The organism is Rhizobium sp. NZLR1, from assembly GCF_017357385.1.
Lineage (GTDB): Bacteria > Pseudomonadota > Alphaproteobacteria > Rhizobiales > Rhizobiaceae > Rhizobium.
Genome location: NZ_CP071633.1, coordinates 502,938 through 521,653 on the forward strand (window position 1 = coordinate 502,938; position 18,716 = coordinate 521,653).

Annotated in this window: 21 protein-coding genes; 6 read left to right on the top strand and 15 right to left on the bottom strand. The window is 60.3% G+C overall.

Annotated elements, in window-relative coordinates:
- The first annotated feature begins 73 nt into the window (after nucleotides 1-73).
- The 3 genes from J3O30_RS24730 to J3O30_RS24740 all read left to right on the top strand — a co-directional run bounded on the left by J3O30_RS24730 (nucleotide 74) and on the right by J3O30_RS24740 (nucleotide 3,771).
- Nucleotides 74-1,525 carry an APC family permease gene (locus tag J3O30_RS24730; protein WP_207584439.1) on the top strand — a complete coding sequence of 484 codons (1,452 nt, stop codon included), beginning with the start codon at nucleotides 74-76 and terminating at the stop codon, nucleotides 1,523-1,525.
- Nucleotides 1,526-1,633: 108 nt separating this feature from the next.
- Entirely contained in the window at nucleotides 1,634-3,112 is a 1,479-nt protein-coding gene (locus tag J3O30_RS24735; protein ID WP_207584440.1) for an aldehyde dehydrogenase, read from the top strand.
- Nucleotides 3,097-3,771 carry a cytochrome P450 gene (locus tag J3O30_RS24740; protein ID WP_207584441.1) on the top strand — a complete coding sequence of 225 codons (675 nt, stop codon included), beginning with the start codon at nucleotides 3,097-3,099 and terminating at the stop codon, nucleotides 3,769-3,771. The genes J3O30_RS24735 and J3O30_RS24740 overlap by 16 nt, the downstream gene beginning before the upstream one ends.
- Before the next feature lie 65 nt (nucleotides 3,772-3,836).
- Here J3O30_RS24740 and J3O30_RS24745 read toward each other — a convergent pair whose 3' ends face one another.
- Together J3O30_RS24745 and J3O30_RS24750 are read right to left on the bottom strand one after the other, a co-directional pair.
- Nucleotides 3,837-4,349, bottom strand: coding sequence for a flavin reductase (locus J3O30_RS24745; RefSeq protein WP_207584442.1), 513 nt, complete (start codon nucleotides 4,347-4,349; stop codon nucleotides 3,837-3,839).
- Nucleotides 4,350-4,359: 10 nt separating this feature from the next.
- Nucleotides 4,360-5,922 (bottom strand): 4-hydroxyphenylacetate 3-hydroxylase N-terminal domain-containing protein, encoded by a 1,563-nt coding sequence (locus tag J3O30_RS24750; protein WP_207584443.1) that lies wholly within the window; start codon nucleotides 5,920-5,922, stop codon nucleotides 4,360-4,362.
- 95 nt (nucleotides 5,923-6,017) lie between these two features.
- Between J3O30_RS24750 and J3O30_RS24755 the strand changes: the two genes are divergently transcribed.
- Nucleotides 6,018-6,905 carry a helix-turn-helix domain-containing protein gene (locus tag J3O30_RS24755; protein WP_207584444.1) on the top strand — a complete coding sequence of 296 codons (888 nt, stop codon included), beginning with the start codon at nucleotides 6,018-6,020 and terminating at the stop codon, nucleotides 6,903-6,905.
- 177 nt (nucleotides 6,906-7,082) lie between these two features.
- On the opposite strand, the gene J3O30_RS24760 is transcribed toward J3O30_RS24755, so the two are convergent.
- The 3 genes from J3O30_RS24760 to J3O30_RS24770 all read right to left on the bottom strand — a co-directional run bounded on the left by J3O30_RS24760 (nucleotide 7,083) and on the right by J3O30_RS24770 (nucleotide 8,529).
- The gene (locus J3O30_RS24760) at nucleotides 7,083-7,481 is read right to left on the bottom strand and encodes an NmrA family NAD(P)-binding protein (protein ID WP_221166554.1); all 399 of its coding nucleotides are present in this window, start codon (nucleotides 7,479-7,481) and stop codon (nucleotides 7,083-7,085) included.
- A complete protein-coding gene (locus tag J3O30_RS24765) occupies nucleotides 7,478-7,681 on the bottom strand; it encodes an NmrA family NAD(P)-binding protein (protein WP_207584446.1) in 204 nt (67 codons plus the stop codon). The genes J3O30_RS24760 and J3O30_RS24765 overlap by 4 nt, the downstream gene beginning before the upstream one ends.
- 107 nt (nucleotides 7,682-7,788) lie before the next feature.
- The gene (locus J3O30_RS24770; protein ID WP_207585182.1) at nucleotides 7,789-8,529 is read right to left on the bottom strand and encodes an SDR family oxidoreductase; all 741 of its coding nucleotides are present in this window, start codon (nucleotides 8,527-8,529) and stop codon (nucleotides 7,789-7,791) included.
- Between the two features lie 391 nt (nucleotides 8,530-8,920).
- On the opposite strand from J3O30_RS24770, the gene J3O30_RS24775 reads away from it, so the two are divergent.
- Nucleotides 8,921-9,604, top strand: a complete 684-nt coding sequence (locus tag J3O30_RS24775; protein ID WP_207584447.1) for an IS6 family transposase — start codon at nucleotides 8,921-8,923, stop codon at nucleotides 9,602-9,604.
- Here J3O30_RS24775 and J3O30_RS33325 read toward each other — a convergent pair.
- Nucleotides 9,577-9,948 (bottom strand): ISAs1 family transposase, encoded by a 372-nt coding sequence (locus tag J3O30_RS33325; protein ID WP_221166907.1) that lies wholly within the window; start codon nucleotides 9,946-9,948, stop codon nucleotides 9,577-9,579. The two genes, J3O30_RS24775 and J3O30_RS33325, sit on opposite strands and share 28 nt — an antisense overlap.
- The gene (locus J3O30_RS33330) at nucleotides 9,935-10,462 is read right to left on the bottom strand and encodes an ISAs1 family transposase (protein WP_221166906.1); all 528 of its coding nucleotides are present in this window, start codon (nucleotides 10,460-10,462) and stop codon (nucleotides 9,935-9,937) included. Before J3O30_RS33330 ends, J3O30_RS33325 begins: the two co-directional genes overlap by 14 nt.
- 192 nt (nucleotides 10,463-10,654) lie before the next feature.
- On the opposite strand from J3O30_RS33330, the gene J3O30_RS24785 reads away from it, so the two are divergent.
- Nucleotides 10,655-11,479, top strand: a complete 825-nt coding sequence (locus J3O30_RS24785; RefSeq protein ID WP_207584448.1) for a MipA/OmpV family protein — start codon at nucleotides 10,655-10,657, stop codon at nucleotides 11,477-11,479.
- Here J3O30_RS24785 and J3O30_RS24790 read toward each other — a convergent pair.
- The 8 genes from J3O30_RS24790 to J3O30_RS24825 are packed head-to-tail and all read right to left on the bottom strand — an operon-like array spanning nucleotide 11,420 to nucleotide 18,711.
- Nucleotides 11,420-12,757, bottom strand: a complete 1,338-nt coding sequence (locus J3O30_RS24790; protein WP_207584449.1) for a cyclopropane-fatty-acyl-phospholipid synthase family protein — start codon at nucleotides 12,755-12,757, stop codon at nucleotides 11,420-11,422. The two genes, J3O30_RS24785 and J3O30_RS24790, sit on opposite strands and share 60 nt — an antisense overlap.
- Nucleotides 12,757-13,185: an EamA family transporter gene (locus J3O30_RS24795; protein WP_207584450.1), complete on the bottom strand. Its 429-nt coding sequence runs from the start codon at nucleotides 13,183-13,185 to the stop codon at nucleotides 12,757-12,759. Before J3O30_RS24795 ends, J3O30_RS24790 begins: the two co-directional genes overlap by 1 nt.
- Complete coding sequence (locus J3O30_RS24800) at nucleotides 13,185-14,330, bottom strand: peptidogalycan biosysnthesis protein (protein ID WP_207584451.1); 1,146 nt, start codon at nucleotides 14,328-14,330, stop codon at nucleotides 13,185-13,187. The genes J3O30_RS24795 and J3O30_RS24800 overlap by 1 nt, the downstream gene beginning before the upstream one ends.
- Nucleotides 14,311-15,123, bottom strand: coding sequence for an alpha/beta fold hydrolase (locus J3O30_RS24805; protein WP_207584452.1), 813 nt, complete (start codon nucleotides 15,121-15,123; stop codon nucleotides 14,311-14,313). Before J3O30_RS24805 ends, J3O30_RS24800 begins: the two co-directional genes overlap by 20 nt.
- Nucleotides 15,113-15,985: a fatty acid desaturase gene (locus J3O30_RS24810; protein WP_207584453.1), complete on the bottom strand. Its 873-nt coding sequence runs from the start codon at nucleotides 15,983-15,985 to the stop codon at nucleotides 15,113-15,115. The genes J3O30_RS24805 and J3O30_RS24810 overlap by 11 nt, the downstream gene beginning before the upstream one ends.
- Nucleotides 15,982-16,335 carry an EamA family transporter gene (locus J3O30_RS24815; RefSeq protein ID WP_207584454.1) on the bottom strand — a complete coding sequence of 118 codons (354 nt, stop codon included), beginning with the start codon at nucleotides 16,333-16,335 and terminating at the stop codon, nucleotides 15,982-15,984. Before J3O30_RS24815 ends, J3O30_RS24810 begins: the two co-directional genes overlap by 4 nt.
- Complete coding sequence (locus J3O30_RS24820) at nucleotides 16,332-17,285, bottom strand: arginase (RefSeq protein WP_207584455.1); 954 nt, start codon at nucleotides 17,283-17,285, stop codon at nucleotides 16,332-16,334. The genes J3O30_RS24815 and J3O30_RS24820 overlap by 4 nt, the downstream gene beginning before the upstream one ends.
- Before the next feature lie 4 nt (nucleotides 17,286-17,289).
- Nucleotides 17,290-18,711 (bottom strand): aminotransferase class III-fold pyridoxal phosphate-dependent enzyme, encoded by a 1,422-nt coding sequence (locus J3O30_RS24825; protein WP_207584456.1) that lies wholly within the window; start codon nucleotides 18,709-18,711, stop codon nucleotides 17,290-17,292.
- Between the last annotated feature and the right edge of the window lie 5 nt (nucleotides 18,712-18,716).

Sequence of the window (18,716 nt, forward strand, 5' to 3'; positions counted from 1 at the left end):
CGGTTCTGGTGGAGGTCGCCTGCGCGCAATCGCGGGGATTATCGGATGTTCTTAACAAGGGGAACGAAGGCAGATGAATACGCAAAATTCGCAAGGCGCGGCTGAGAACCAGCTGCGCAAGAACAGTCTCGGCGTCGGTGCCGTGACCTTCCTGGTGGTTTCGGCCGCAGCCCCTCTGACCGCGGTCGCCGGCGGCGTGCCGCTGTCGATGATGCTCGGCAATGGACCGGGCATTCCGCTCACTTTTCTGCTGGTCACGCTGATCCTGCTGCTCTTTGCCGTCGGCTACGTTGCCATGGCCCGCCATATCCGCAATGCCGGCGCATTCTATGCCTACACGGCCCAAGGCCTGGGCGGCATGATGGGGGGCGCCGCGGCATTGGTCGCCATCCTGGCCTATAATGCGATGCAGATCGGCGTCTTCGGCCTGTTCGGCGCAGCAACCTCTGGCCTCTTCGCCGGCCTCGGCCTGCAATTGCCCTGGTGGGTCTGGACCTATATCGGCATCGCGATCGTGGCCGTCTTCGGCTATCGCCGTGTCGACCTCTCGGCCAAAGTTCTGACCGTTCTCGTCATTCTCGAATATCTGGTCGTCCTGGTCATCGATGCGGCGATCCTCCTGAAGGGCGGCGACAGCGGCCTTTCGTCCACCCCCTTCACGCCAGCTGCGTTCATGAGCGGCACGCCGGCAATCGGCATCCTGTTCTGCTTTGCCGCCTTCATCGGCTTCGAAGCCACGACGATCTACAGCGAGGAAGCCCGCGAACCGCACAAGACCGTGCCGCGCGCGACCTATATTTCCGTGCTGATCATCGGCCTCTTCTACATGCTGACCTCCTGGCTGATGGTGGCCGGCGCCGGCGCCGACAAGCTTGTTCCCGAACTGCAGGGCCTTGCCGATCCGACGACGTTCCTGTTCGGCCTCGCCGAGCGCTATGTCGGCCACTGGATTGTCGTGGTCATGAACATCCTGTTCGTCACCAGCCTGTTTGCCGGCGTACTCGCCTTCCACAACGGCGTTGCCCGCTACATGTATGTCGCCGGTCGCGAAGGTTTGCTGCCGAAGTCTGTCGGCGTCACCCACCCGGTCTTCCAAAGCCCGCATGTCGGCTCGGTGATCCAAACGGTCATTGCCGCTGTCGTCGTCGCTCTCTTTGCCTTCACCGGGCAGGATCCGGTGCTGGCGCTGTTTTCCTGGCTCACCAATGTCGGCACGCTTGCGATCATCCTGCTGATGGCCTTTACCGCATTTGCGATCGTTGCCTTCTTCGGCCGTAATCCCGGTCTCGAAAACAATGCGCTGGTGACCAAGATCCTCCCGGTTCTGACAGGTGTGATCCTGCTGGCGCTGGTGGTCTATATCACCATCTATTTCGGCAGCATCGCCGGAGCGAGCGGCGTTCTGGCCGTCTTCCTTCCAGGTCTCGTGCTGATCGCAGCGATCATCGGCTTCATCGCTGCCGCGCGGTTGAGATCGGCGGATTCAGTGAGCTTCGGACGTCTCGGCGCGGGCCAGGAAGCCTGATTGAAACCGGCTGGATTGGCGGGCGCATCGCCCGCCGATCTAAAACGCGCAAAACCGCTTGCACCGTTTTGGTTTTGCGCGACATGCTTTGATTTTGCGAGGATTGAGATGCAGGACAAGGTCAATCAACTCCGGATGCTCGACATTGCACCTCGGTCGCTGTTTATCGGCGGCGCATGGCGACCGCCCGTCGGCGGTGCTGCGATGGATGTCATCTCGCCGATCGACGGAACCCGGTTGACGACGATCGCCGATGCCGGCTCCGACGATGTCGATCTCGCCGTCAAGGCAGCGCGGCGTGCCTTCGAAAAAGGCGGCTGGTCGAAGGCAGCACCTGCTGAGCGCAAGAAGGTGCTGCTGAAGATCGCCGAGCTGATCGAGAAGAATGCGCTCGAGCTCGCCGTTCTCGGCGTTCGCGACAACGGCACGGAAATCTCCATGGCGCTGAAGGCCGAGCCCGGCAGTGCCGCCGGCACCTTCCGCTACTACGCCGAGGCGATCGACAAGGTCTATGGCGAGATCGCGCCGACGGCCGATAATATTCTCGGCCTTATCCATCGCGAGCCCGTCGGCGTCGTTGCCGCCATCGTGCCGTGGAATTTCCCGATGATGATCGGCGCCTGGAAAATTGCACCGGCACTGGCGGCCGGCAATTCCGTGGTGCTGAAACCGGCCGAGGGCGCGTCGCTGACGCTGCTGCGGCTCGCCGAACTTTGCGCAGAGGCGGGATTGCCGGATGGCGTGCTCAACGTCGTCACCGGGCGCGGCGCCGTCAGCGGCGAAGCACTCGGGCTGCACATGGATATCGATGTGCTGGCCTTTACCGGTTCCGGCCCGGTCGGGCGCCGGCTGCTGAAATATTCGGCGCGCTCCAATCTGAAGCGCGTCTATCTCGAACTCGGGGGCAAATCTCCGAACATCGTCTTTGCCGATGCGCCGGATCTCGATCAGGCGGCCACGGTGTCGGCTTACGGCATCTTCCGCAATTCCGGCCAGGTCTGCGTCGCGGGCTCCCGCCTGCTTGTGGAAAAATCGATCCACGAGGAATTTTCGGAAAAGGTCGCCGGCATTGCCGCCTCCATGAGGGTCGGAGACCCGCTGCAGCTTTCAACCGAAGCGGGCGCGATCTCAAGCGAGATCCAGTTGCAGAAAGACCTCGGCCATGTCGCCCAGGCCGTCTCGGAGGGCGCTCTGCTGCGCACCGGCGGCGCCCGCATCCTGGAGGAGACGGGCGGCTATTACATGCGGCCGGCGGTCTTCGACGTGACGCCATCGATGGCGCTTGCCCGTGAGGAGGTCTTCGGGCCGATCCTGTCGGTCATTCCGTTCGAGACGGAGGCGGAAGCCCTGCAGATCGCCAACGCCACAGAATACGGCCTGGCCTCCGCCGTCTGGACGTCGAACCTGTCGCGCGCCCACCGGATGGTGCGCGGAATTCGCGCCGGCGTCGTGCATGTCAATACCTATGGCGGGTCAGACAACAGCGTTCCGCTCGGCGGCGTCAAGCAATCGGGCAATGGTCATGACAAATCGCTGCATGCGCTGGACAAATATGTCGATCTGAAAACCGCGTGGATCCAGCTCTAAAACAGGAATTTCGGCCAGCAGTCAGCACCGAAATCACCGTGACGCCCGTGATGCAGAAGCTCATCGAAGAGCCGGACGATTCCGCCTTGTCGCATATGCTGCATGACGGCATGCCCGAGGACCAGACTCGCACCATAGAATTCGTGCTGCCGACACTCAAAATCGTGCAGCTTGGCGGCATGCAGGAGCCTGGCCAGGGAGCGGGTTCGATCATGGCAGGCCTTTTGCAGAACCCGGATCAGTTCGCGGAAGTGAAGGGCGATCTCGATGCGCTTCTTCCGCGCTCCGTCGACGAAGCCTTGCGCTGGATCACGCCGATCGCTACGCAGACGCGACAGACGACACAGGCCGTCGAAATCGGTGGCGTGACGATCCCGCCAATCAACCGGTCGCCGCCGTGCTCGCCTCGGCCTCGTATTGCGAGAGCGGTTCACGGATCCGAGACGCTTCGACATTCACCGTACGAGGGAAGTCACGCGGCCTTCGGCTTCGGCCATCACTTTTGTGCAGGGCGCTGGTTTGCCCGGCAGCAGATCAATTCGGCGTCCACCTATCTGATCGACAAACCGCCGGAGATCGCGCTCCGTGATGACGGCCCGGTGCAGATTCGCGGCTGGGAATTCAGCGCTCCCTCGACATCGAACGTCACGCTGCGATAGGTGGTACAGCGCAGGAGTTTTTTCAGGCGCTGTACCACTTTGACGCCAGGCATCGGCCCGATGCACTAGCCACCGAAACTGCCCACCTGCGTCGGCACGTTGATATAGTTGCGGTCGAAGTAAAGCAGTGCATTGCCATCCGCCCGCGAGCGAATGCCAATGACCTGGCCGATGAAGATATGGTGCGTGCCGACCAGGCGCGCCTCGGCGAGCCGGCAGTCGAAGGAGACCATGGCGCCGGCCAGTGCCTGGGTTCCCGATGGCATATCGACCCATTCCGCCGCGGCATACCGGGCCGCCATATCCGCTTGGCGGCCGGCGAAATAGCCGGCCAGCTCCTGGTGATCATCTGCGAGTACGTTGACGCAAAAGCGGTGGTTTTCGAGAAAGACGCCGCATTGGGCTGAGCGGCCGTTCATGCAAACGAGCAGTGTCGGCGGTTCGTCGGTGACGCTGCACATGGCGGTGGCGGTGAATCCGCCGCGCCCGGCGGGTCCGTTGGTGGTGATGACGTTGACCGGGGCGCAGACCCTGGCCATCGCATTGCGGAACTCGGTTTTCGAGACTTGCTCCTCCATGGTCGTCGCCTCATTCGGCCGCGTTACGCACGGGAGACGCTGCATCGAGCGGCGGCAGCCAGGTGTCACTGGTCCAGCCATTTTCGTCGTAGTCGCTCATGCATTGGTCGACGAGCGCTTCCATCTCCTTCAGCCGTCCGCCGCGCTCGGCGCCCTTCAGCACCTGCAGCCGGACTTCCTCAGGCGCGCCGGCATAGTTGAGTTCGTAGAGCGCGTGACGCCCGCCGAATTCGGTGCCGGTCGCATCCCAAAGCAGTTTCATGATCTTGATGCGCTCGATATGGCCCATGTCGTTGGAGCCGCGCACATATTGGGCGAGATAGCGGTCGATCTCGGGATTGCCGAAATCCTTGGTGGAGGAGGGGAGATAGATCAGCCCCGAGGCTACGACTTTGCGCACCGTCTCGATGACGCGCGGATAGGCCTCCGACATGAAGGTGCGGTAGGAAAGCGCCGCTTCCATGTTGGGCAGCACGGCGCCGTTCGCCCATGGTTGCGGATTGTGGGCCATGGCGTTGGAAAAGGACCAGAACATGTGGCGCAGCGCAATGACCTCGCCGAGCGCCGCCTGATTGCCGCGGAAGGCATCACCGCCGGTGGCCCGCAGTGCCTTTGCAAGCAGCCCCGCCATAAAGTCAAGCTTGACGGCAAAGCGCGTGCAGCCTTGGAAGCAATAGCCGTGCATGAAGCCGGAGGCCGGATGGAAGGACAGGATCTTGGCCGCATCGCGCAGGACCAGCACGTCCTCCCAGGGGACGAAGACGTTGTCGAGCACCAGGATTGCATCGTTCTCGTCAAAGCGGGAGGACAAGGGATAGTCGAAGGGCTGGCCGATCGTGTTGGCGGTCTGCTCGTAGGAGACGCGGCAGAACATCTTGATCCCGGGCGCATTCATCGGAACGATGAACATGACCGAGAGCGAGGGGTCTTCCGTCACCGTCGCCGAGCTTTGGGCGAGAAAGTTGTAATGCGTCAGCGCCGAGGACGTGGCGACCACCTTGGCGCCGGACACGTAGATGCCGGCATCGGTTTCCTTGGTGATGTGGACGAAGACATCCTTGACGGCATCGGCCTGCTTGTGCCGGTCGATCGGCGGATTGACGATCGCGTGGTTCATGAACAGCGCTGCTTCCTGCGCGCGTTTGTGCCAGGCGAGTGCATTGTCCTTGAACGGCCCATACCAGTCGGCATTGGCACCGAGCGTGTTCATCAGCGCCGCCTTGTAATCGGCGGTGCGGCCCATCCAGCCATAGGACATGCGAGCCCAATCGGCGATGGCGCCCTGCTGGGCGACGAGCTCAGCTGAAGATTTCGCCACCCGGAAATATTTGTGGGTATAGCCGCCATTGCCGGTATCGGTCGGCGATGTCAGCCGGTCTTTGGTCTTTTCGTTATGCAGCGCATCATACATCCGCGCGATCGAACGCGCGGAATTACGCATCGACGGATGGCTGGTGACGTCGGCGATGCGCTCGCCGTTGATATAGACCTCGCGACCGTCGCGCAGGCTGGCGAGATATTCGGCGCCGGTAAACGGACGGGTCTTGTCGCCGCGGTGGTCTTCAGCTCGCATCTCAGGTTCCTCCCTTGGAATATTGTCAGAAGCTAAAACGGGAGCCGCGGATAGACCATGGACAAAGAAGGGAATTCGCTGGTACTTTTTCCGGCATGGCGACACGAAGCGACGTTCCGATTTTTTTCGTCTATGGCGAGCCGAGCCGCTCGCTCGATGTGGGATTCCTGCATGTCGAAACAGTGATGGAGCGAAAAACCCTGCATTTCGGACATGTTTCGCCGCACAAACATCCGCTGATGGGGCAGATCACTTACTGGTTTCAAGGTGGCGGAGCCTATCGGATCGAAGAGGAGACTTGGAATTTTTCCGCTCCCGCCGTGAGCTTCGTGCCGAGCAACGTGGTGCATGGTTTCGATGTCGACGAACAGTCCGACGCGATTGTCGTGTCGATCTCGGACGACATGCTGAAGGCGATCGTGCCGCAGGTCGCGCTCAATCTCGACGTGCCGACCTTCCTGGCCGGCCAGCCGTCGGACCCGGTATGGTCGAAGCTCGGCACACTCCTCGATATGATTGCCGAAGATTATCGTGATCGCGGTACGGAAGACGAGAAGGTGCTGTGTGGTCTGATCGGCGTCGTGCTGTCACTGATGGGCCGCATCGGCGGTCGCGTGGCATTGCCGTCCACCTCGACGACGGTCTCACTCGGTCTTGCGCTACGCCGTGTCATCGACCTTCACTACAAGGAGGATTGGCCTGTCAGGGCCTACGTGAATGAGCTTGCGACCACGCCACATCTGCTCGACAAGGCGGCCCGCGAAGTCTTCGGATTGTCCGTCAAGGAGTTGCTGCTGGAACGGCGGCTGCTGGAGGCGAAGCGTCTTCTGATGTTCACCGTCCGATCGGTGGAAGACATTGGGCGCGAAATCGGTGTCGAGGATCCGGCCTATTTCACTCGCTTCTTCCGCAAGCGTACCGGCGAGGCGCCCGCTGCCTGGCGCAGGCGCCATCTGCAGGAGACGGCCTCGTCGACGACCTGAACATGAAGCGCGAACTATTGCCGCGTTACCGGCTCAGGTCGTTCGGTTGATTTCCATCCGGAACTGAGCCGGTTCAGTTTCGGGGTGGAATTCTTTGCCCGATCGACCGTTGCGACCCTGATCTTCCTTCTCATAACTTGACCAATGAGCGCCGCCACATCGTTGCGGTTCATGCTATCAGGCGCACACAGCTCGAAAAGTTCCATAGGCCAGGCGATCTTCGGTGAGCGCGATGGCGGCAACCTCCGCGACGTCCCGGTAATCCACGCGGCTGAAACGGGTCTCGGCTGACCACGGCTCAGCCAGGCAACTGGTCTCGACGATCCGTTCCCATGAAGGGGCGCGTAGTTCTGAAACTACACGCATGGGAAGTATCGTGTAATCGAGATCCGAGTTGATCAGTTCGTTCTCGACCGGCGTCTTAGCCGCATGGTTGGGCAGGCTAAGGATCGGGTGGATCACCGACGAGAACACGAACTTGCGCACGCCAGCGCGCTGAGCCGCCGCGATCATGTTTAGTCCAAATTGGACTTCATTCGGCTCGAACACAGGGCCGATGTAGAAGACACCGCTCACGCCTTGCAAAGCCGCATCAAGGCTTTTTGGGTTAGAGAGATCCCTGCGGCCACCTCATGAGCGCCGCGATCTTTTGCGGTTTGAACCTGCTCCGGTTTGCGAACCAGGCCGCGAACCAGTGCACCGCGATCGACGAGCGCGGGGATCACGAGCCCCGCCAGGTCGCCGGCCGCTCCGACTGCCAGAATAGTCACACTCATCACCTCCCCGACGTGCGCGTGCTGCCTTCTATCCGAATGCGATATCGACCCGAAAGGCATGTGCACTCGGCATTGCCGCGATTGATCGCGACAATCCGCATCATGTATCAGGAGCGGCTGTTCATGCGCTCGAACATGGCTTCACCCAATTTGCGCGTCTGAACAGAAACCCCGACAAGAACCTCGTCATTGCCAGCCTCCAGTTGGGCCAGCGCTTCGGTTGCGAACGCTTCGGGAGTGACCATCATATTGTTAGCCGTCCCCTCGCTGCGCTTGTCGCCGCCAAGACCGGTATCGACGATCGGTGGGGCGACTTCCACCACACGTATCCCCGTCGCCTTCAACTGGTGGCGCAGGCTGAGCGTGAAAGAGTGGATCCCTGCCTTGGTGGCACAATAGACGGGGACATCAGCCATCGGCGAAAAAGCGAGACCGGAACTTACGTTGACGATCAACGCGTGGCTTTTTTCCTTTAGCATTGGCAGGAGTTCGGCGATCAGGTGGATCGGTGCCGTAAGATTGGTGGCCACTTCCTGGTCGAGTGTCTGCATACCGGGATCGGAGGTGAAGTCGCGGTGGTTCTGAACACCGGCGTTGTTGATGACTGCGTTGAGATCGCGATGTTCCGCCTTCAGCCATTCGACCATCGAACGGCGGCTCCCGGCATCGGCAACGTCGCAAACCCGCGTGACCAGCGCCGGCAAGTCCGCCTGTGCCTTGGCCAGCGCATCGCCACTTCGCCCGCAGATGATGAGTTTGTTGCCCCTCTCGGCAAGGCCCCGCGCAAGCGCCAGACCGATGCCGGTCGCGCCACCGGTGATAAGAATTGTGTTTCCTGTAATAGTCAAAGTCGTGCGTCCTTCCATCGAGTTTGAAAGGTGAGCCGACAATGACCTCAGGGTTATCAGCGGACACACCTCGACGACCGACCAGCCGGTCCAGGTGTCGCGGATACCCAAATGGGAGGAGTTGCCGTCCAAGGGGACGGCGACCGGGCTACCATCCGGCCAGCACTCTTTCGACAGCGATTTCCTAGCAAAGTCGGAGACAAAAGGCAATCCGTGGGCGCAGCTAAGGTCAATGCGGGGTAGACTGCAGTTCCGCCTTGCGACTTCCGATTAGATCTCGGCAAAGAGTGGAAATAGCGGTTCTGTCGCAAATTTCTCAGCACATTTGCCGCCAGGTTGGTGATGCCATAGATCTGGGTTGAAGATGAGCAGGCAGGTTGAGTTCCAGATCATGGTCGATTTCAAAGGCAGCCATTACCCGAAAGAGGTTATTCTATACGCGGTGTTTTTCTACGTCCGATATGCAGTCTCCTATCGTGATCTGGAAGAGATCATGGCCGAGCGCGGCGTTACCGTTGACCACGCGACGCTGAACAGATGGGTGGTGAAGTATTCGCCGCTTCTCGCCTGCCGGGCTCGTCGCCGGAAATCCGCAACCAGCAGCTCCTGGCGGATGGACGAGACCTATATTCAGGTCAAAGGCAAGTGGACCTATTTCTATCGGGCTGTCGATAAATTCGGCAGAACCCTTGATTTCATGCTGTCTGAGCATCGCGATGAGGCTGCGGCCAGCGCTTTCTTCGCCCGCACGATCAAGAACAATGGCTGGCCTGAAAAGGTCGTCATCGATAAGAGCGGTGCCAACCTGGCAGGATTGCAAAACATCAACTGGCTACTGCTGTTGCAGGGATGGTTCTGGCTGATCGAGATCCTGCAGGTCAAATACCTCAACAACATGATTGAGCAGGACCACCGGTTCATCAAGAAGCTGACCGGCCCGATGAAAGGCTTCAAATCCTTTCAGTCTGCGTCAGCGAAACTGGATGGTATCGAAGTGGCGCACATGATCCGCAAGGGCCAATTTTCACCCAGTGGCCAATCGCCATTTCAGCAATTCGCTTCACTCGCTGCGTAGGTGTGTCCAGCGTCAGCTGGTTCTGCGACCTTGCTAAAAATTTGCGACAGAACCGGCCACCGATGATCCTTTTGAAGCCACTCGACGTCGTGGATGACGGTGATGTCCCTCGTTTCGATGCTTCCGTGATCGCCATCGACCGTGCGATGGCGGCTGACGGTCGTGTCTTGGAAAGACTTGGATTTTTGTTCTGTGGCAAAGAGTTCGACATCATCGCGCAGGGTACCCTGATTGCCTTTGAGGGCGAAAATGTAGTCGGCCTTCTGGTCCACGACCTTCTGGGCGATGGCCCGTTGGCAGCCCATGGCGTCGATGGTCACGACGGCGCCCTCAATGGCCAGCATGTCCAGCAGCTTGGGGATGGCGACGATCTCGTTGGGCCTTGTCCGCCACCTTGACCTGACCCATCACCAGACGCTGGCGGGCGGCAAAGGCCGACACCATGTGGATGGCGTCCTTGTCTACCCCCTTCGAGCGGCGAACGGTCTTGCCATCGATGGCGACGACGCCTTCCGGAACGCCAATCAGAGAGGCGACCCAAGCCACGAAACAGCGTTGAAAATGCTCGGCATCCAGGGTGGCGAGGATATCGCCCAGATGATCATGGGCCGGCGTGCCCTCGCGAAACGGGCGGAACCGGCGCAACAGTGCGAGCTTCTTGTCGCCGAAGCGGGCGATATCGGTGATGGTTTCCGCCCCGGCGATCACCGCCAACAGACACAGCAGCAACACTTCCGCGAGCGGGTATTTCACCTTCGCGATTTGCCGGCCATCATGCAGGTCATCGAAATAGCTCAGAAAAACAACCGTCTCGGCGACTGCATCGAGATCGCAAGCCACATCGTCCATCGACTTCATCCTCCCACCAATTAGAGGATGCCGACAGATTCAGCTTTTCAGCCCATTGTCACCTGTTAATTCACCCGATTGCCCTGTCTGCATGCCCCAAGGCAGTTGGCTAGAATAGGAAATTGTTTTAAAAGACTGCAACGGCGCCGCCTGCGAAAGTGGGATCGTTCGCTGACGTTCGAGGTGCGGAGCAGGGCGTATATGGTCTCATCGGATACGGCATTATTCCGCGCGGCGGCGCTATCGTTGCCGCTGATATTCCTGGGCTCTCATTCGGCCTTGAGCCAGAATGCAAAATCCTCCGATAATCAGTGGATCATAACGCTTGGCGGATCCGTGGAATACGGTCCCTCCTATGAAGGATCGAAGCATCTTTCCTTCAGCGGCATGCCGTCTTTCGATTTTCGCCGACTTGGCGAGGCGCCTGAATACAGCGCGCCGGACGACAATATCGACTACGGGCTGTTCGATATCGGCGGCGTCGAAATCGGCCCTGTCGTCGGCCTGAGAGGTGGACGGTCGGCATTCGACGATTCTGAATTGCAGGGTTTGCATTCGGTCCAGTGGAATGTGGACGCCGGCGTCTTTGCGCAATACTGGCCGATAGAGGATCGCCTGCGTGTGCGGGCGGAAACACGTCACGCGCTGTGGGGCGGCGACGGTTTGCTTGCAGATCTTTATCTCGATTGGTTCCAGCCCGTCGGGGATCGCTGGCTGCTGTCTGCCGGTCCGCGCCTGTCTCTGGCAAACCGCGCCTATATGCGCAACAATTTCGCGGTTTCCGCCGAGGAAGCCGCCAACAGTGGTCGCGTCGAGGCGTTCGACGCGAATGGCGGTCTCAAATCCATCGGGCTCACGGTGACCGCCACCTATACGCTCTCATCGGCCTGGAGCGTGCAGGTCTATGACAAATACAGCCGCTTGGCGGGCGATGCCGCCGACAGCCCGATCACCTCAAGACTTGGCTCAGCCGACCAGAACGTCATCGGTGTCACGCTCAACCGCTCCTTCCAGATCGGCTTTTGAGCGTTGCGCTGCCGTTTTCTCATGCTCGCCGATATAGTCCCGCGTCACGGGAATGACGTCGTTGCGCTTGCTTAACTGGATCTGGAAAACCACCAGATCCTCGTAGCGGAACGCGGCTTCGGCGCTTGCAAGGTAGAATTCCCACATGCGGCAGAAGCGTTCGTCGTAAAGTGCGGCAGCCTCTTGCCAGCGCGCCAGGAAGCGCTTTCGCCAATGTGCCAGCGTCCAGGCATAGTGCAGGCGCAGGACCTCGATATCGGTAACCTGAAGACCGGCTTTTTCAATTTCGGGAAGGATCTCCGACAGCGCGGGAATGTAGCCGCCGGGAAATATATATCTGTCGAGCCAAGGCGTGGTGAACCCGGGTGTCGCAGAGCAGCCGATCGTGTGCAAAACCATGATGCCGTCATCTTCCAGCAGATCCGCACATGTGTCGAAAAAGGCGCGATAGGATGCGAGGCCGACATGCTCGAACATGCCGACCGACACGATCCGGTCGAACCGTCCGCTCAAGCTGCGATAGTCCTGAAGGGCAAACTGGATATCCGCCTCCAACCGCTCGTGTTCGGCAAGCCGCTTCTGGGCGTAGCCATGCTGCTCTTCCGACAGGGTGATGCCGAGCACATGCCCGCGCGGCACATGCCTTGCCATATGCAGGGCCAGCCCACCCCAGCCGCAACCAATATCGAGCACGCTCTTGCCGGGCTCAAGCCGCAATTTCGCGGCGAGATGCCGCTTCTTGGCGCGCTGCGCCGCATCGAGCGACTGGTCGGGGCTGTCGAAATAGGCGCAGGAATATTGCCGGTCCCGATCGAGGAAGAGTTCGTAGAGCCGGCCATCCAGATCGTAGTGGTGGGCGACATTGGCCTTGGAGCGGGCCGGCAGATTGCGATGGCGGAAGATGCGCAGCCAGGTGCGCGCATGATCGATCAGCCGGGCGATGAGCGGATGCTTGGCGTTCTGGGCCTCACGCAGCATCATCGCCAGGAAGTCGAAAAGTGAACCATGTTCGACGAGAAAGCGGCGGTCCATGTAGAGTTCGCCGAGCCGCATATCGGCATCGATCAGGAAGGCCCATTGCGCAGCCAGATCGGCAAAGCGCACATGCACCCGCTCACCGGATGCGTCACCAAAGGAGAGCAGGCGGCCATTGGACATGGTAACGTCGAGGGAGCCGTGCGTGACGATGCGAGAAAGCGCCCGCGCCATGATCCAGTTGGTGAAAGCCGCGGCCGCAGCACCGAACCTATGGAGGATGAAGCCTTGTGCTTGCGTCATCACCGATCCTCGCCAGGATGCGCGCGGGGCAGGGAGTGCACGCTGCCAGTCTCATCGACCGCGTGCGTCGCCTCCGATGCGCCGGCGATCAGCCAGACGCCGGCAAGGATCAGGCCGCTGCCGACGACCTGGAGTGCGGCGATCGGCTCGCCGAACATCAACCAGCCGCTCGCAATGATCAGGACATAGCTGATACCCGAGAGCGGGAAGGCCCGGCTGAGGTCGAGCTCGGCCAGAATGGTCATCCAGACGAAGAAGCAGACGACCTCGACGACGAGGGCCGCGAGGATCCAGTGCGAGGCAAGCGCGTCGTGCAGCAAGGTCGCCCCCTCGGCACGGTTCAACTGCGTCGCGCCGAGCTTCATGAAAATCTGAAACAGCGTGTTGAGGACAGGCACGGCAAGCCATGTCAGGCGCATCGACGTCATCACTTGGCCTGCTCCGCGGAAAAAAGCGGAGAGACCAGCCGCAGCAATGTCTGCAGCACAGGATTTCGGTGGCGGAAAAACATGGTGTTGGCCGTCAGCTGGCTGCCAAGCCGCACCTTGTTTTCATAATATGCCTGGCCGCTCTGGTAACGGTTGAGACCACTATCGAGGCAGTAACGCAGATTGGTGAACCAGCTCAGGAAATAGAGATTGTACGGCCGTCCCTGTTCGCCATCCATGCAGAAGAACTTGTCGATCGCGACGCGATCATCATGAACGATGAGATTGGCCGCCAGCAGCTCGTCCTCGACAAGATAGAGGACGCAGAACGAACGGCCGCGCATATGGGTCAGTATCCCCTCGAAATAGGCGGGCGTCAGCTCTTCGAACTGCCATTCGCTGCGATTGCGCGTATCGTGGTAGAGCGCCATGATCCGCGGCAGCACGTCACCCACATCCGTTCTGAATTCGACCCTGACGGCGTCGAAGGACTTCATCTTGCGCCGCATGTCCTTGCGCGTGCCCGCAGACAGCCGGGCCATGTATTCGTCGATCGTCCGAAAATCGATATCGAGCCAGGCGGATGGCAGCCCGCAGATTGGGGCATAGCGCCACTCCGAAAACACGGCGCCGAATTCCAGGGCGACCGGCGCGGGAATATCCTTGATCCCCATCAGCGCGCAACCTTCCCGAGCCGCAAGCCTTTCGAAGGCGTCGAGCAGTTCGCCGAGCAGCGCCTCACGACGGTCCTCCGGCACCTCGGCATGAAAGCCTATGACGCCGTTTTCGGTGCACGGCGAGCCAAGGCAGGCCAGCCGCAGCACCAGGAAGCCTGAAACGTGTTGTCGCACGCGGCGGATCAGCCGGCGCGCTAAACCCTCTTCCAGTGTCGTGTCCAGGGGATAGGGGCACAGAAACACCGGCATGGCGGCGCTGATCCTTCCGTTCTCGACGATCGTAATGTAGCGCCAATCGAATTCGCCGATGCCGGCGTCTTCGATCGCAAGCAGGCAATCATAATCTTCGACCTGGCCGCGGTAACAGGCATTCCACGCTTCGCGGCCGATAGCGCGGATCGTGTCGTAGACCTGTGCGACCGGCTCGCCGTCTTCGGCGGGAAATTGTCTATAAGCGAGTTTCAGCATGGCCTGCCTCAAAAAAATTGGCCGTGAATTCCGCGACCTGTCGATGCTGGTCGAGATGGATCATGTGGTAGCTGTCCTTGATCCACTTGAGTTCATGCGGTCCGCCGATGTGATTGGCTATATAAAGCGCATGCCGGGGGTTGCTGAGATCGTCCTCTTCAGCGTGGAGGATCAGCGTTGGCGTCTGAATCTCAGGCAGGGTTCCGCGAAGCGCCTTGCCCAATCGATACATCTCGACGATGCCGCGGCCGGGAAATTTGTCGAGCATGCCTTCGCCCGCCATGTCCTCGACCAGGCGGCGCATGCGATCATCCTTGATGCCGAGTGACTGATTTTCCCTGAAATTGAGCCGGTCGAGAAACGGCACCCGCGATAGCCAGCCGATATGCGGCGACAGCATTGTATAATGTCGCGGAACATCCCAGCCGTCGTAGTGGAAGCAGGGCGAGTAGATAGCGACAGCCTTGATCAGGTCCGGCCGGTGCTTGGCGGCCAGCAATGACAGCTTGCCGCCGACGCAGATGCCGGCGGCAAAAACCGCTTGCGTGCGCTCTGCCAGGAATTCGGATCCGCGCACGACGCTTGCCAGCCAGTCTTCCCACTGCGTGCGGCGCAGCGTCCTAATGTCTTCGCCATGACCGGCCAGCAACGGCGCGTGAACGCTGTAGCCGCGCCGGTTGAGTTGGCGCGCCACGAGCTTCATTTCGGCCGGGGCGCCGGTCAGGCCGTGGATCAGCAGCACACCTTTGCCGTTCGTTCCCGGCAGGAAAAAGCTCAACTGCTCAGACCTCATGCCGAAGTTCCAGCTCACGGTTTTCCGGGGCCATGAAGCCCAGGGCATGGCAGGTGCTAATCACATGCGTGCCGGCCTTTTCCTGGTCTTCCTTGATCTGCTCGTGCAGTACCGCAAGCTTCGTCCAGTGGGTGCGCGGCCGGTAATGATGTTCGGCATGATAGCCATTGCCGAACCAAAGCCAGTTGTAGAACGGCTTGTGGCTGCTCACGCCCCAGGCAATCGGTTCGTCCGGATCGCCATGCAGGTGTTCGTAATAGCCGTTAAGCGACGACAGACAATTGCCGGCGTAGTAAAACGGCACGAAAAACAGCACGGCTTTCCAATCGTAGATCAGCGCGATCGCCGCAAGGCCGAAGAAGGCAAGCAGTTCGAAACGGCCCCACGCGGCGTCGAAAGGACGGTTCTTGGCGATGGCCTTGTGAATATCGCCGAGACTGTCGCGGAAGAAGCTCTTCAGCGTGTAGGACCAGACATCCTCCGGCTCGCCGTTGCGGCCATAGCGATAGATCGACAGGAGATCGATCGTACCGCCGTTCTCATCCGGCCGGTCGCTGTTGCCGGAGTGATGGCGCATGTGCACCCAGTGGTAATAGGTCTGAGAAAAACCGATCGCCACCGACTCCAGCAGGCTGAAGCCGTAATTCATCCAGTGTGGCTTGAAATAGGGAGTGTGGATGAAATTGTGCGAGATGCTGTTGATGTTCCAGGATATCGATACGGCATAGAGGCAACCCAGGATCGCGGAGACCCAGAGCGGCCGGCTTTCGAAGCCGACGATCAGGTAGACGTCAAAGACAAGATGCGCGAAAGCCGCAAGCACGGGGGCGACATCCCATCTGGTATGAGCAAAGATTTTCATAGTCCGGTTGCTCCCACGCAGGCCACGCCGGCGGTAATGAGAAACACGCCCGCCGCGTGGCGAAGGTTGATATTTTCCTTGAAGACGGCGGCACCCGCGACGACGGTCCCGACATAGCTGAGCGCCATCAGCGGAAAGGCGATGGTCAGCGGCACGCGGGCGAGCACGGCCGTCCACGCAAGCAGTTCGATCGCCCAGAAGGCGATGCCGAGCCAGGTCAGCGGCTTGGCCAGGGTTGCCAGAATGGCGCTGTCGCTGGCAGCCTGCTTGAAGCAGACCTCGCGGGCGGTTTCCGCGACCACGCAGAACAGGATCAGGCCGAGCATCGGCAATTTGAGGCCGCCGGTCATCCCATCGATTCCGCCAGGACTTCCAGCAACGCGTGATTTGCGGCGCTGTTGATGTTGCGCACGGCGTCCGCCGCCTGCCGCAGCCGCGGTTGATCGAGGAAGATTTCCGCCTGCTTCAGCAGCCGGGTCTTGAGGCCGCCGGCGTAACTCGGCACCGAATAATCGCCGATGACATCGGCGCCGACGACACGATGGCGGCTGCCGATCTCGCTGATCAGCGCCATCAGATAGGGCAGGCGCATGCGACCCTGATCCCAGTTGGTCACGGCGTCATCGGCGGCAAGCACGTCTTTGTCGATCGTGAAATAGACCGCCTCGGTGCCGATGCGGCTGAGGATCAGGTCGATGAAATTCTCTTCGCCGATCTCGGAGATGGAATTCCAGTAGAGGGCGCGCCCGTCCTGCCGGTAGCTGGCGCCGCTGCCGTATTCGGCAGAGACGCGGCTTGGCGGATGCTCGTAAGGGTAAAGCTCCAGCTTGCCCTCCCTCAACCAGCGCAGATTGGCTCCCTTGCGTTCGGGGTTGCGCAGATCGCGGCTGCAGACGCCGACCGTGACGACCTTTGCTATCTTGGGGTTCGACAGGGCGCTGTTGATCCACGAGCCGCAATGCATGCCGCCCTCGAAATTCACCCAGTCAGGGTGATTGTCGAAATGAACGAGAGTGGTGGAAATCGGCCGCCGCTCGAGGGCCGTATCGAGAAGCAGAGCGGTCACATGGTGGAAATCGCCCGAGCCCATGAAGGCAAGCTGCGGTCCCCGGCCTCGAGAGGGCAGCGACCGGGAGATGTCCCGGCCAAGGTCGGAAAGCATCTTCTGCCTGCCCCACAATCTGATTGCACTGCCGCCCCGCTTATCGACATGGTGGCACGCGCCTGCAAGTGTGCAGGCGCGCACGAAGTCCGGCTGCAACTCCAAAGCATCGTCGAGATGAAGGAGGAGAAGCTGCACCGTGCTACCTCCGGACCGCGCGGGTGAAGAGCTGGTCGAGCAGCGTCAGTGCCAGATCGATCTCTTCGCGTGAGATCAGCAGGTTCGGCGCCAAGGTGATGACGTTTTTGTGGTAGCCGCCGACATCGAGAACGAGGCCATAAACCTTGTCGCCGACCTGGAGGTCGCCTTTCATGCCTTCGTCGCAAAGCCAGTCCATTGTCGCCTTGTCGGGCGTGAAACCGTCTTCCTTGCAGATTTCGCATCTCAGTGCCAATCCAAGCCCGTCGACGTCGCCGACGATCGCATGGCGCTTTTGAAGCTGCTTCAGGCCATCGAGGAAATAGGCGCCCTTGGCCATGATCGCCGCGCCGAAATCCTCCTCTTCCAGCATCTTCATGGTTTCGAGCGCAACGGCCGTGCCCATCGGGTTGCTGGCGAAGGTGGAATGGGTAGAGCCGGGCGGGAAGACGGTCGGATTGATCATTTCCTCCCTGGCCCAGACGCCCGACAGCGGGTTGAGCCCATTGGTGATCGCCTTGCCGAAGACGAGAACGTCGGGCTGAACGCCGAAATGTTCGATCGACCAGAGCTTGCCGGTCCGGTAGACGCCCATCTGGATCTCATCGACGACAAGCAGGATGCCGTGCTGATCCAGGACCTTCTTGAGTTCGGCGAAGAAGTTCATCGGCGGGATGACGTAGCCGCCGGTGCCCTGGATCGGTTCGATATAGAAGGCCGCATATTCGGCGCTGCCGACCTTGGGATCCCAGACGCCGTTATATTCGCTTTCAAAGAGGCGCGCGAATTTCCGGACGCATTGCTCTCCGTATTCTTCCTTCGACATGCCCTTCGGGCCGCGGAAGTGATAGGGAAACTCGATGAATTGCGCTCGTTCACCGAAATGGCCGAAGCGGCGGCGATACCGATAGCTGGAGGTGATGGCCGAGGCGCCGAGGGTGCGGCCGTGATAGCCGCCTTCGAAGGCGAACATCAGGCTTTTGCCGCCTGTATAATTGCGCACCAGCTTCAGCGAATCTTCGACCGCCTGCGAGCCGCCGACATTGAAATGAACGCGCCCCTTGCGGCCGAACTTGCGCTCGGCATCTTGCGCGATCATTGTCGCAAGCTCGACCTTCTCGCGATGCAGATATTGCGAGGCGACTTGCGGCAGCCGGTCGAGCTGCCGATGGACGGCGGCATTCAGCCTCTCGTTGCGATAGCCGAAATTGACGGCGGAATACCACATCTGCAGATCGAGGAATGGCGTCCCCTTTGCGTCATAGACGTAGGAGCCTTCGCATTCCTCGAAGAATTTCGGTTCCGCCGCGTAGTGGACCGTATCGCCATGCGAGCAATAGGCTTCTTCCATCAGCCGCAGCTCGGCCTCCGAGCGTTCGGATAGCGGGGACTTTTCGGAGAAGGTTTCGACATTCACAATGTTCATCAGAT